This window comes from Acinetobacter sp. SH20PTE14, from assembly GCF_021391555.1.
Taxonomy (GTDB): domain Bacteria; phylum Pseudomonadota; class Gammaproteobacteria; order Pseudomonadales; family Moraxellaceae; genus Acinetobacter; species Acinetobacter amyesii.
Map to the genome: position 1 here is coordinate 3,057,871 of NZ_CP090067.1, position 13,610 is coordinate 3,071,480.

Consider the following 13,610-nt stretch of genomic DNA (forward strand, 5'->3'; position numbering starts at 1 on the left):
CATTCAAATTTATCGGATTGGATTAGCGATTTTGCTCAATTGCAGCACCTGCGCCACCACCGATTGCACCACCAATCGCAGCACCAGTGTTACCACCAAAGATACTTTTACCGACTGCAGAACCAATCGCACCACCTACACCACTATATGTGGCATTTCGGTTTGAACCGTTTTGAGTTTTACTACCGACAGCTGCACCAGCACCAGCACCAACGGCTGCACCTACACCACCACCGACATTATTACCCACACCACCACCTATGGCACCACCTAAAGCTGCAGCACCAATACGTTGTTCATTTGGCGACATGCTTTCACAACCAGCAAGCATTAGGGTCGACATCATCGCGACTGCGCATACGCTCATTACTTTTTTCATTGTGATGTTCCTTGTCTTCTTCAATACCTATGATTCTAAAACCATTGTATGAAACAATTAAACATAGCTTGTTACGGCTTGGAGCATAAATGCTGCATTTTGTAAAAAACCACGCCTAATCGCTCACGAATCACTCAGGGTTTTCATCCAAAATCATCAAATCTTTTGTGGTTTCACCATTTTCAGTCAGCACAGCATGGGAGAGTTTGGCTTTGCTTTCTGGATCTGTTGCCTGATCTAGTTTTAGCGTGCGTTTAATCGGTTCCTGCCCTTTCTTAAACTCTACACCTTCTGCATCAATATTGGTGTTTTGACGAATAATCTGACCATCCTGCTTCACCGTAGTCTTGGTTTCAATTTTAGAAGTCGGAACGATGACACCACCACGTTGTAGTACTGGAATCGATAATTTCTTTTCAGAAAAATCACTTTGGTGATCTGAAAGTTCAATTTCACGAGCCACGATATCCTGACCTTTATTAGTCATTTCTAACACTGTTGCAGTCACTTGGCGTACAGGTTCTTGACCTGCAACACGGCGAATCACTTCTGTTTTTAGTACTGGAACTACAGCTTTATCTTCAACCACAATCGAATTGGGCATAGGTGCAGCAATCGCTGTCAATGAGCTGAATAATGCAGAAACTGCGAATACTTGCTGTGTGAATTTCATCAAAAAGCCCCCGTTATGTTTAAGTTTAAAAATCAAGAGATTTGTTATGTTCTATTTTTACTATAGGAAATAAATCAACATTAGGAAAGCTTTAATTTTCAATTCGTCCGCATAAAAAAAGCCACCCGAAGGTGGCTTTTTGGAATGATTTAAGGGCTAATTAAAGACCGTTAAACTCATCGCTAAATGCTTGGCTTAAAGCTTGGTCAACATCAGAGAAATCATTGTGAAGCTCAAGTTCTGCAGCTTCTGATTCTTGACGACGACGCTCTAAGTGGTAAGCCAAACCTGTACCCGCTGGGATCAGACGACCTACAACTACGTTCTCTTTCAGACCACGTAATTCATCTTCTTTACCTGTTACAGCAGCTTCAGTTAACACACGAGTTGTTTCCTGGAACGATGCAGCAGAAATGAACGAGTCAGTAGAAAGCGACGCTTTGGTAATACCCATCAATTGACGTTCAAACTTCGCTGGGAACTTGTTCTGAGCTGCCACAGCTTGGTTTTCTTGAACAACGCGGATGTATTCCACTTGCTCGCCTTTGATGAAGCTTGTATCACCACCGTCAGTGATTTCAACTTTACGAAGCATTTGACGTACGATCACTTCAATATGCTTGTCGTTGATTTTTACACCTTGTAGACGGTATACGTCTTGAACTTCGTTCACGATGTAGTTTGTAAGCGCAACTTCGCCTTTCAAACGTAAGATGTCGTGTGGATTTTGCGGACCATCAGAAATGGTTTCACCACGGTTCACATGCTCGCCTTCGAACACGTTGATCGTACGCCATTTCGGAATTAGCTCTTCGTAAATCTCAGAGCCATCATCCGGAGTAATCACAAGACGGTTCTTACCTTTGGTCTCTTTACCGAAGCTTACGATACCTGAAATTTCAGCAAGGATCGCATGTTCTTTCGGTTTACGTGCTTCGAACAAGTCAGCTACACGCGGTAGACCACCGGTAATATCACGTGTACGTGAAGATTCTTGTGGCACACGACCAATAACATCACCGACACCAATTGTTTCGCCGTCGCGCACAGTCAGAATCGTGTTTTGTGGTAGGAAGTAGAACTGTTCGCCGCCATCTGTTGTATCCAATACAACAGCTGGACGCATATCTTTACCAGATGCTGGACGTGAAGTTACTGGAAGTACCTCAATAGTCGTCATACCTGTTGCATCATCAGTTTTCGATGTCACAGTTACGCCATCAGCGATTTGGCTGAAACGCACTTTACCTGCAACTTCGGTAACCAATGGATGTGTATGCGGATCCCAAGTCGCTACGATACCGCCAGCTTCCACAGCTTCTCCATCTTTAATGATGATTGAAGCACCGTATGGAATTTTGTAACGTTCGCGTTCACGACCGATGTCATCTGCGATACCGATTTCACCTGAACGTGAAGTTGATACCAAGTGACCTTTAGCGTGTTGTACTGTTTTCACATTGTGGAAACGTACTGTACCTTTGTTACGAACTTGTACGCTGTTAGCAGCAGAAGTTCGGCTCGCAGCACCACCTACGTGGAATGTACGCATTGTTAACTGTGTACCTGGCTCACCAATTGATTGAGCAGCCATTACACCCACAGATTCACCTGGATTCACCAAGTGACCGCGAGCAAGGTCACGACCGTAACATTTCGCACATACACCGAAAGTAGATTCACAGTTTACAACTGAACGTACTTTCACTTCATCGACACCTTGCTCTTCTAAGTAGTTTGCAAGTTTTTCGTCGATTAATGTATTACGTGGAAGAATCACATCATCCGAACCTGGTTTCTTCGCATCTTCAGCAAGTACACGACCCAATACTCGAGTACCTAAGTTCTCGATGACATCGCCACCTTGAATGAATGGAGTCATTACAAGACCGTCGAAAGTACCACAATCTGGCTCAGTAATTACCAAGTCTTGTGCTACGTCAACCAAACGACGAGTCAAGTAACCTGAGTTCGCAGTTTTCAATGCAGTATCGGCCAAACCTTTACGTGCACCGTGTGTTGAAATGAAGTACTGAAGTACGGTCAAACCTTCACGGAAGTTTGCTTTAATTGGTGTTTCAATGATCGAACCATCTGGTTTTGCCATCAAACCACGCATACCCGCTAACTGACGAATCTGAGCTGCCGAACCACGGGCACCTGAGTCAGACATCATGTAAATCGAGTTGAATGATTTTTGTTTCTCGTCTTCACCCTGTTTGTTTTTAACAGTTGTGAAAGACAAGTTGTCCATCATCGCTTTCGCTACTTGGTCGTTTGTACGCGCCCAAATATCGACAACTTTGTTATATCGTTCGCCGGCAGTTACGAAACCTTGCTCAAACTGTTGTTCGATTTCACGAACTTCAACTTCAGCTTTTTCGATAATTGCTTGTTTTTGTGGCGGAATTAACATGTCTTCCATACCAACAGACACACCTGAGTGAGTCGCTTGACGGAAGCCCAAGTACATTAATTGGTCAGCAAAGATAACAGTATCTTTTAGACCCAATTTACGGTAGCAAGAGTTGATCAATTTAGAGATGTTCTTTTTAGTCATCTCAACGTTGATTTGTTGGAAATCCATACCTTCAGGTACAACTTCCCAAAGCAAACAACGACCTGGAGTTGTGTCTACAACAATGGTTTGTTGTTCACGGTTACCATTTTCATCAATGACAGTTTGGTGTACACGTGCTTTTACGCGAGCGTGTAAATCAACTTGACCTGTTGCAAGTGCACGGTTTACTTCGTCAGTATCCGCAAACACCATGCCTTCACCTTTGGCATTGATCGCATCACGAGTGATGTAGTACAAGCCTAAGACAACGTCCTGAGAAGGTACGATGATTGGCTCACCGTTCGCAGGAGAAAGAATGTTGTTTGTTGACATCATTAACGCACGAGCTTCTAACTGAGCTTCAAGTGTTAATGGTACATGTACCGCCATTTGGTCACCGTCGAAGTCGGCGTTAAATGCCGCACATACTAACGGGTGAAGACGGATCGCTTTACCTTCAATCAGGGTTGGTTCAAATGCTTGAAGACCCAAACGGTGAAGTGTAGGCGCACGGTTCAACATCACTGGATGTTGACGAATTACGTGAGCAAGTACGTCCCAAACTTCTGGAGTTTCACGCTCAACCATTTTCTTCGCAGCTTTAATGGTTGTCGCTTGGCCAGATGCTTGTAGTTTCGCAAAAATGAATGGTTTGAATAATTCAAGCGCCATTTTTTTCGGAAGACCACATTGGTGAAGACGTAAAGTCGGACCTACGGTAATTACCGAACGACCAGAGTAATCGACACGTTTACCCAATAAGTTTTGACGGAAACGACCTTGTTTACCTTTGATCATGTCTGCCAAAGATTTAAGAGGACGTTTATTCGAACCAGTAATTGCACGACCACGACGACCGTTATCAAGCAATGCATCTACAGACTCTTGTAACATACGTTTTTCGTTACGTACGATAATGTCTGGTGCTGCAAGGTCTAGTAGACGTTTTAAACGGTTGTTACGGTTAATTACACGACGGTAAAGATCGTTCAAGTCAGAAGTCGCAAAACGACCTCCTTCTAGAGGAACCAACGGACGAAGATCAGGTGGAAGTACTGGAAGTACATTCATCACCATCCATTCTGGTTTGTTGTTCGACTCTTTGAACGCTTCCATCAATTTCAGACGTTTAGAAGCTTTTTTAAGCTTCGTTTCTGAAGTTGTATTTGGAATTTCTTCACGAAGACGTGAAATTTCAGCTTCAAGATCGATGTCTTTCAACAAATCTTGAACTGCTTCTGCACCCATTTTCGCAGTGAATTCATCACCGTGTTCTTCTAAAGCAGTGAAGTATTCTTCATCGTTTAGAAGTTGGTATTTCTCAAGTGGAGTCATACCTGGGTCAGTTACAACGTATGATTCGAAATACAATACACGTTCGATATCACGTAAAGTCATGTCTAAAAGCAGACCGATACGGCTAGGAAGTGATTTTAAGAACCAAATATGCGCAACTGGAGAAGCAAGGTCAATATGACCCATACGCTCACGACGTACTTTTGCAGTTGTTACTTCAACGCCACATTTTTCACAAATGACGCCTTTGTATTTCATACGCTTGTATTTACCACACAAGCATTCGTAATCTTTTACTGGACCAAAGATTTTGGCACAGAATAAACCATCACGTTCAGGTTTGAACGTACGGTAGTTAATGGTTTCAGGCTTTTTAACTTCACCATGAGACCACGACTTAATCATTTCTGGTGACGCAAGACCAATACGGATGCGATCAAACTCTACAGGAGCATGACCGTCTGAATCCGTCTTTTTGCGCATGATATCGAGCAAGTCTTTCAATTTTTTTCTCCGTGTGTTGTGGAGATTTTCACTTCACAACTGGGTCACAAATATTGTTTTTTAACTGAGTAATCCCCCTCAATCCCGCCTGATTTAAGCGGGAAACTCCCCTTAAAATAAGAGGAGTAAATCCCCCCCTTATAAAGGGGGTTGGGGGGATTGAATGGTTACTTAGTCACCATTTTTCAGTTCAATGTTGATACCTAAAGAACGGATCTCTTTGGTCAATACGTTGAACGATTCAGGCATACCTGGGTCCATGTAATGGTTACCATCTACAATGTTCTTGTAGATACGGGTACGACCTTCAACGTCATCCGACTTCACAGTAAGCATTTCTTGAAGTGTGTATGCTGCACCGTAAGCTTCGAGTGCCCATACTTCCATCTCACCGAAACGCTGACCACCGAATTGTGCTTTACCACCAAGCGGCTGTTGAGTTACTAGAGAGTAAGAACCAGTAGAACGCGCATGCATCTTGTCGTCAACCAAGTGGTTCAGTTTCAACATGTACATGTAACCCACAGTTACTGGACGGTCAAAACGTTCACCTGTACGACCATCATACAATACTGTTTGACCAGTACGTGAAATGCCACCAAGTTCTAACAATTCTTTGATTTGTGATTCTTCAGCACCATCAAATACCGGTGTTGCTAAAGGAACACCTTTACGCAAGTTACCTGAAAGCACCAAGATTTCTTCATCAGTCAAGCTATCAAGATCTTCTTGTTCGCCACCAACTTTATTGTAAATCTTGTCTAAGAAATCACGAAGCTCAAGTACAGTACGTTGCTCTTTCATCATCTTGTCGATTTGATCGCCAAGACCTTTAGCCGCCATACCTAAGTGAGTTTCAAGAATCTGACCCACGTTCATACGTGATGGTACACCCAGTGGGTTAAGTACAACATCAACTGGAACACCGTTTGCATCGTGTGGCATGTCTTCTACAGGTAAGATGTTTGATACAACACCTTTGTTACCGTGACGACCAGCCATTTTATCACCCGGTTGGATGCGACGTTTTACAGCTAGGTAAACTTTAACAACTTTTAGTACACCAGTTGTCAGCTCATCACCTGTAGACAATTTACGTTTTTTCTCTGCAAATTTCTCGTCAATTTCAAGGCTCTTCTCTTTCAAGAACACTTGAATTTGAGTTAAACGTTCAGCAATCGCTTCGTCGACTGGTTGGATTTCAATAAGATCAACCAACTCAAGACCAGACAATAACTCTTCAGTTAATTTGTCACCGCGTTTAGTTGTACCGCCACCATTCGATTCTTGACCTTTCAACAAACGAACAATACGTTCACGAGCTGCTTCTTCAAAGATTTTGAATTCTTCTTTCAAATCTTTACGGTAAGCATCTAATTGAGCTTTTTCAATTGCTTGAGCACGTTCGTCTTTTTCAAGACCATCACGTGTAAACACTTGAACGTCAATAACAGTACCTTTAACACCAGAAGATACGCGTAAAGATGAATCTTTAACGTCAGCCGCTTTTTCGCCGAAGATTGCACGAAGAAGTTTTTCTTCCGGAGTAAGTTGGGTTTCACCCTTAGGTGTTACTTTACCTACAAGGATATCGCCCGCTGTTACTTCTGCACCGATGTAAACAATACCTGACTCATCAAGTTTAGAAAGTGCTGCTTCACCCACGTTCGGGATATCGGCAGTAATTTCTTCCGCACCCAATTTAGTATCACGTGCTACACATGACAATTCTTGAATGTGGATGGATGTTAAACGATCTTCTTGAAGCACACGCTCAGATAATAAGATCGAGTCTTCATAGTTGTAACCGTTCCAAGTCATGAATGCTACGCGCATGTTTTGACCCAATGCCAATTCACCGCCATCTGTAGATGGACCATCAGCTAATACGTCACCACGACCCACTTGATCACCAAGGCTTACAAGCACTTTTTGGTTAATACAAGTGTTTTGGTTAGAACGTGTATATTTGATCAGGTTGTAGATATCTACACCTGCTTCACCCGCGATCATTTCGTCTTCGTTTACACGAATAACAACACGAGACGCGTCGACGAATTCAATACGGCCACCACGTTTCGCAAGAACACATACACCTGAGTCGTGCGCTACGTTTGCTTCCATACCTGTACCAACAAGCGGCTTGTCAGCGATCAACGTAGGTACTGCCTGACGTTGCATGTTTGAACCCATCAATGCACGGTTGGCATCATCGTGTTCAAGGAATGGAATAAGTGATGCAGCAACAGATACAACCTGCTGTGCAGATACGTCCATATGCGTCACTTTTTCAGGAGGCATACGTACGAAATCACCTTGGTGACGTACAGAAACAAATTCTTCTGTTAAATTACCGTCTTTATCTACACCTGAATCGGCCTGTGCAATCACAGTACCTACTTCTTCAATCGCAGAAAGGTATTCAACGTCATCCGTTACACGACCATCAACAACTTTACGGTAAGGCGTTTCTAAGAAACCAAAATCATTCGCTTTCGCATAAACAGAAAGTGAGTTGATCAAACCAATGTTTGGACCTTCAGGAGTCTCAATTGGACATACACGACCGTAGTGAGTTTGATGTACGTCACGTACTTCGAAGCCCGCACGCTCACGAGTCAAACCACCTGGGCCCAATGCTGATACACGACGTTTGTGTGTAATTTCAGACAACGGGTTGTTTTGGTCCATGAACTGAGACAACTGGCTTGAACCAAAGAATTCTTTGATTGCAGCAGCAACTGGTTTCGCATTGATTAAATCTTGCGGAGACAAGTTATCAGTTTCAGCTTGAGATAAACGTTCTTTAACAGCACGTTCAACACGAACTAGACCAACACGGAATTGGTTTTCTGTCATTTCACCAACAGAACGAACACGACGGTTACCCAAGTGATCGATATCATCGACTTCACCTTTACCGTTACGGATTTCAACTAATGTTTTCAATACATCAGTGATGTCTTCGTTCGAAAGAATACCTTCAACTTCACGAGACTTCTGATCCGTACCCACTTCGTAAGGACGACCCAAACGACGGTTGAACTTCATACGACCTACTGGTGATAAGTCATAACGTTCAGAAGAGAAGAACAAATTGTTGAATAAGTTTTCAGCAGCTTCTTTTGTTGGTGGCTCACCCGGACGCATCACTTTGTAGATTTCTACAAGTGCTTCTTCACGACCAGTTGTAGTATCTGCACGTAAAGAGTCCGCAATGAATGGGCCACGGTCGATGTCATTGGTATAAAGTACGTTGAATTGTTTAACGCCGCCTTCAGCCAATTTCACCATAATTTCATGGCTTAGTACTGTATTTGCAGCAATTACTTCGCCATCACGTAACGTTACATCTTCAGCAACAATACGTTCATATAGGTATTCATCAGGAACAGAAAGTTTTTCAAGACCTGCTGCTTCCATTTGACGAACATGGCGCGCGTTAATACGTTTACCTTGTTCAACAATTGTTTTACCGTCTGTACCCACGATATCAAACTGTGCCATTTCGCCACGTAGACGTTCTGGAACCAAGTCAATTTGATAGCTACCCATATCAAGATATACAGGTACTTTTTCGTAGAACATGTCTAGGATTTGTTCGTTGTTATACCCCAAGGCACGAAGCACAACAGTCGCAAGTAATTTACGACGACGGTCAATACGAACATATACAAGATCTTTTGCATCAAATTCAAAGTCTAACCATGAACCACGGTAAGGAATGATACGAGCAGAATAAAGAACTTTACCGCTAGAGTGAGTTTTGCCTTTATCGTGGTCAAAGAATACACCTGGTGAACGGTGTAATTGAGATACGATTACACGCTCAGTACCATTGATCACAAAGGTACCGTTGTCTGTCATAAGTGGCATTTCACCCATGTAGACTTCTTGCTCACGCACATCTTTGATTGTTTTAGTTTCGCGATCTTTAATGATCAGACGAATTTTTACACGCATTGGCGCCGCATAAGTTGAGCCACGAAGAATACATTCGCGCACATCAAATTCAGGCTTACCAAGACTATACTCAACAAATTCTAAAGCAGCATTGCCAGAATAACTTTCAATAGGAAAAACTGAACGAAATGCGGCTTGGAGACCGATATCTTCGCGGTTTTTTGGAGTTTTGCCGTCTTGAAGGAAAGTTCGGTACGAGTCGACTTGAATCGCGAGCAAGTACGGAACATCCATTACCTTGGGCAATTTACCAAAATTCTTACGGATCCGTTTCTTTTCGGTATATGAGTATGCCATCTGGAGTCCTCGGAAAGTAAACTAAGTCCGCCTGCAGAACGAACTTAGAAGGAATTACGCAGGCCGATATGGCCACCACTTTCACAAATGCTGCAATTTTTAGTGGTATTAAAACGCTTAACAATATTTTTTACTGAAAAATATTGGTAAGCGTTTGGTTTTATAAATTATTTTTAATTTGTATGATTTTTATATCATGCAAACAAAAATCGAGCCGATTATTGTAACGCAAAAAGGCTGATGACCCAAGGGCCACCAGCCATTTTTTGGAGCCGATTATAAAAAAATCGACTCCCCTTAAGATTACTTAAGTGTAACTGTAGCACCAGCTTCTTCAAGTTTTTTCTTAAGTTCTTCGCCTTCTTCTTTAGAAACGCCTTCTTTAAGAACTGAAGGAGCGCTTTCAACAAGATCTTTAGCTTCTTTAAGACCAAGGCCTGTAGCTTCACGAACTGCTTTAATTACAGCAACTTTGTTAGCACCGAAAGAAGTCAACTCAACGTTGAATTCTGATTGTTCTTCAGCAGCAGCACCAGCAGCGCCAGGAGCAGCAGCAACTGCTACAGCAGCAGCAGATACGTTGAATTTTTCTTCGAAAGCAGAAATAAGTTCAACAAGTTCAAGAACAGTTTTTTCAGCAACTGCGTTTAAGATTTCTTCGTTTGTTAAAGCCATGAGAGTAACTCCAAATGGGTATTGAATGGTGTGTAAATTGATTTAAGCTTAAGCAGCTTCTGACTCGTTTTTCTCTTTGAGCGCAGTAATAAGGCGACCCAATTTCGAAATAGGAGCTTGAAGAACGTTTGCAAGCATAGTAAGCGCTTTCTCTTGGTTTGGAAGGTTCGCGATAACGCTAACTTCAGCACCTTGATAAACCTTACCGTCAAATGCAGCAGCTTTAAGTTCAAATGCTTTATTAGTTTTAGCAAATTCTTCGAACAAACGAGCAGCTGCGCCCATATCGTCTTCAGAAGTTGAGAAAGCTAAGATTGTTGGGCCAACAAGGTTGTCGCTCAAGATATTGAATTGAGTATCTTGAAGAGCACGTTTAGCCAAAGTGTTACGAACTACACGAGTAGCAACACCTAGTTTACGAGCTTCAACACGTAGAGCAGTTAATTGCTCAACAGTTAAACCTTGATAGTCAGCAACAACAGCAGCATACGCAGTAGAAGCAACTTCAGTTACTTCAGCTACGATCTGTTTTTTGCCTTCGATAAGAAGAGCCATTGTAAAACCTCCTAACGGTGATTTATGCACCTATACAGATGCACTCCCAATTCGTTAGCTCATCACTGAACCAACACGCGGAGGAGGAACAAATCACACCACCGCGTCTACTCAGGCTGGGCTATTAAGAAGAAAGCATAAAACTCCCCTCGCCTGAGGTCTTTGACGCTGATAAATCTAAATTTATCAATTCAAAGTTTGCCTGAATCACGCAATATACGACGGAACGTTTCTTGCGTAATATTTAAAGCAGCGCTTTAAATATTACTCAGGGCTTTAAAATTCTGTAATAAGTCGAAACTTATTTAGAAACGTTTGCCACATCAACAACAAGACCAGGACCCATAGTAGAGCTTAGAGTGATCTTTTGGATGTAAACACCTTTAGAAGTAGCAGGTTTTGCTTTCTTAAGGTCTGCTACAAGAGCTTCAACGTTTGAACGAACAGCTTCAGCAGTGAAACCTACTTGACCGATCGCAGCGTGGATGATACCTGCTTTGTCTACACGGTAACGTGCTTGACCAGCTTTCGCATTTTTAACAGCAGAAGCTACGTCAGGAGTTACAGTACCCACTTTAGGGTTTGGCATTAAGCCACGTGGACCAAGAATCGTACCTAACTTACCAACAACGCGCATTGCATCCGGAGCTGCAATTACTACGTCAAAGTCAAGGTTACCCGCTTGGATGCTTTCAGCAAGATCATCAAAACCAACAACGTCCGCACCTTCAGCTTTAGCAGCTTCAGCAGCAGCGCCTTGAGCAAACACAGCTACACGTACAGTTTTACCAGTACCTGCAGGAAGTGTAGTCGCGCCACGAACAACTTGGTCAGATTTACGAGGATCAACACCTAGGTTTACAGCAACATCCAAAGATTCTTTGAATTTTACTGCTGGAAGGCCGTTAAGAACTGCAACTGCTTCTTCCAAAGTGTAAACTTTGTTAGCTTCAACAGCAGCAACAATGGCTTTTTGACGTTTAGTTAATTTAGCCATGTCTTATAGCTCCACTTCCAAGCCCATAGAACGCGCAGAACCAGCAATGGTACGTACACGTGCGTCTAAATCAGCACCAGTAAGATCCGGTTCTTTAGTAGTCGCAATTTCTTCTAATTGAGCGCGAGTCAACTTACCAACTTTAGTTTTGTTAGGTACAGCTGAACCCTTTTGGATGCCCGCAGCTTTCTTAAGAAGAATCGCAGCAGGAGGAGTTTTCATGATGAATGTGAACGACTTGTCGTTGTACACAGTGATCACTACTGGAATTGGAAGACCAGCTTCAACTTTTTGTGTCGCAGCATTGAATTCTTTACAGAATGCCATGATGTTAACACCACGTTGACCTAGTGCAGGACCAATCGGTGGAGATGGATTTGCTTTACCAGCTGGAACTTGCAGCTTGATATAGCCGTCAATCTTCTTAGCCATTTCAATTACCTCTGGGTACTAACGCCGCTAGGCTCCCCATACATATAAGTAACGATACCGTTACAACAACAATGCCCGACTCATAACAAATCGGGCGTTTATCAACCAAGTTAAATTAAACCGATTTTTCGACTTGGCGAAATTCCAGCTCAACCTGAGTTGGTCGATTAAATACATTAATCGTCAACGTCAAACGTGACTTATCGTATAGAACTTCTTCCACCACGCCTTTAAAATCGGTGAATGGACCGTCAATTACGAGTAATTCTTCACCTGGTTCAAACATCGTCTTAGGACGAGGTGCTTCACCAGTATTGCGTACACGTGCAAGAATCGCATCAGCTTCTTTTTGCGTAATTGGTGCAGGCTTTTCTGCAGTACCACCGATGAAACCTAATACTTTTGGACATTCTTTAACAATGTGCCAAGTTTCATCATTCATTTCCATCTCGACTAACACATAGCCGGGAAAGAATTTACGCTCAGATTTACGTTTCTTACCATCCTTCATTTCCACTACTTCTTCAGTAGGGACAAGGACTTCACCAAAGCTATCGGCTACAGCGCTACGCTGGATTCGATCATTAAGTGAGCGTAACACTTGTTTTTCATAACCAGAATAGGCATGAATAATGTACCAACGTTTCATAGCTCTCTTACCCGATAATAAACTTCATTAACCAGCTCAAAGCATAGTCAAAGCACCATAATAAAATAGATGCCACTAAGACTACCGCAAGTACCTGCCAAGATGTGGTCATGGTCTCTTGCTTGGTTGGCCAAGTCACTCGACGTAACTCAATTCGAGCATCTTTCAACAATCGAACAAAGCCTTTGCCTTGATGGGTGGCGTATAATAAACCTAAAGCCACGATGATACAAGCCAAAATTACCCCAACACGGACCCAAACATCATTCGCTGGTGCCCAGTATGCTGGCAAATGTTGATTCACCATCATAGAACTACCGAGTAAAATCAACGCGATAACCCACAGAACATAGTCTAAAGGGGAACCAGAATTAACAACTTCAGCAGGATTATTTCTTTGAGGAATTGGCGCGTCGCTTAATGCGTCACGCGATTTATCATTCGACATTTTTGTACTCGTCGTAGGATTCGCGACTTATTATATGACCAGTTGAGCCAGCATCAAGCTTCTTTTTAAAAAAATTTGGCAGGCCAGGAGGGACTCGAACCCCCAACATTCGGTTTTGGAGACCGACGCTCTACCAATTGAACTACTGACCTGCAGAGCAAATCGAGAGTCGAAACTCTCGA

10 protein-coding genes and 1 tRNA gene are annotated in these 13,610 nt (G+C 42.8%); all 11 read right to left on the reverse strand.

Going from position 1 to position 13,610, the window contains the following annotated elements:
* Window positions 1-22: 22 nt before the first annotated feature.
* Window positions 23-379 carry a DNA transfer protein p32 gene (locus LXF01_RS14890; RefSeq protein WP_233944649.1) on the reverse strand — a complete coding sequence of 119 codons (357 nt, stop codon included), beginning with the start codon at window positions 377-379 and terminating at the stop codon, window positions 23-25.
* Window positions 380-509: 130 nt separating this feature from the next.
* The gene (locus LXF01_RS14895; protein ID WP_233944650.1) at window positions 510-1,052 is read right to left on the reverse strand and encodes a hypothetical protein; all 543 of its coding nucleotides are present in this window, start codon (window positions 1,050-1,052) and stop codon (window positions 510-512) included.
* Window positions 1,053-1,212: 160 nt separating this feature from the next.
* Window positions 1,213-5,412: a DNA-directed RNA polymerase subunit beta' gene (rpoC, locus tag LXF01_RS14900; RefSeq protein ID WP_078192842.1), complete on the reverse strand. Its 4,200-nt coding sequence runs from the start codon at window positions 5,410-5,412 to the stop codon at window positions 1,213-1,215.
* Between the two features lie 171 nt (window positions 5,413-5,583).
* Window positions 5,584-9,672, reverse strand: coding sequence for a DNA-directed RNA polymerase subunit beta (gene rpoB / locus LXF01_RS14905; protein ID WP_180024736.1), 4,089 nt, complete (start codon window positions 9,670-9,672; stop codon window positions 5,584-5,586).
* 303 nt (window positions 9,673-9,975) lie between these two features.
* Window positions 9,976-10,347: a 50S ribosomal protein L7/L12 gene (gene rplL / locus LXF01_RS14910; RefSeq protein ID WP_078189828.1), complete on the reverse strand. Its 372-nt coding sequence runs from the start codon at window positions 10,345-10,347 to the stop codon at window positions 9,976-9,978.
* Window positions 10,348-10,395: 48 nt separating this feature from the next.
* Window positions 10,396-10,902, reverse strand: coding sequence for a 50S ribosomal protein L10 (gene rplJ, locus LXF01_RS14915; RefSeq protein ID WP_111885844.1), 507 nt, complete (start codon window positions 10,900-10,902; stop codon window positions 10,396-10,398).
* Between the two features lie 301 nt (window positions 10,903-11,203).
* Window positions 11,204-11,899 carry a 50S ribosomal protein L1 gene (rplA, locus tag LXF01_RS14920; RefSeq protein ID WP_078189830.1) on the reverse strand — a complete coding sequence of 232 codons (696 nt, stop codon included), beginning with the start codon at window positions 11,897-11,899 and terminating at the stop codon, window positions 11,204-11,206.
* A 3-nt stretch (window positions 11,900-11,902) separates the two neighbouring features.
* Window positions 11,903-12,331 (reverse strand): 50S ribosomal protein L11, encoded by a 429-nt coding sequence (gene rplK, locus LXF01_RS14925; protein WP_004868049.1) that lies wholly within the window; start codon window positions 12,329-12,331, stop codon window positions 11,903-11,905.
* A 115-nt stretch (window positions 12,332-12,446) separates the two neighbouring features.
* Window positions 12,447-12,980, reverse strand: coding sequence for a transcription termination/antitermination protein NusG (nusG, locus tag LXF01_RS14930; protein ID WP_078189831.1), 534 nt, complete (start codon window positions 12,978-12,980; stop codon window positions 12,447-12,449).
* A 7-nt stretch (window positions 12,981-12,987) separates the two neighbouring features.
* Window positions 12,988-13,428, reverse strand: a complete 441-nt coding sequence (gene secE / locus LXF01_RS14935; RefSeq protein ID WP_078189832.1) for a preprotein translocase subunit SecE — start codon at window positions 13,426-13,428, stop codon at window positions 12,988-12,990.
* A 76-nt stretch (window positions 13,429-13,504) separates the two neighbouring features.
* Window positions 13,505-13,580 (reverse strand) — tRNA-Trp (locus tag LXF01_RS14940).
* Between the last annotated feature and the right edge of the window lie 30 nt (window positions 13,581-13,610).

Coding starts and splice junctions, on each gene's coding strand:
- rplA (WP_078189830.1), bottom strand. CDS start 11,899: ATGGCTAAATTAACTAAACGTCAAAAAGCCATTGTTGCTGCTGTTGAA.
- secE (WP_078189832.1), bottom strand. CDS start 13,428: ATGTCGAATGATAAATCGCGTGACGCATTAAGCGACGCGCCAATTCCT.
- rplJ (WP_111885844.1), bottom strand. CDS start 10,902: ATGGCTCTTCTTATCGAAGGCAAAAAACAGATCGTAGCTGAAGTAACT.
- rpoB (WP_180024736.1), bottom strand. CDS start 9,672: ATGGCATACTCATATACCGAAAAGAAACGGATCCGTAAGAATTTTGGT.
- LXF01_RS14895 (WP_233944650.1), bottom strand. CDS start 1,052: ATGAAATTCACACAGCAAGTATTCGCAGTTTCTGCATTATTCAGCTCA.
- nusG (WP_078189831.1), bottom strand. CDS start 12,980: ATGAAACGTTGGTACATTATTCATGCCTATTCTGGTTATGAAAAACAA.
- rplK (WP_004868049.1), bottom strand. CDS start 12,331: ATGGCTAAGAAGATTGACGGCTATATCAAGCTGCAAGTTCCAGCTGGT.
- LXF01_RS14890 (WP_233944649.1), bottom strand. CDS start 379: ATGAAAAAAGTAATGAGCGTATGCGCAGTCGCGATGATGTCGACCCTA.
- rplL (WP_078189828.1), bottom strand. CDS start 10,347: ATGGCTTTAACAAACGAAGAAATCTTAAACGCAGTTGCTGAAAAAACT.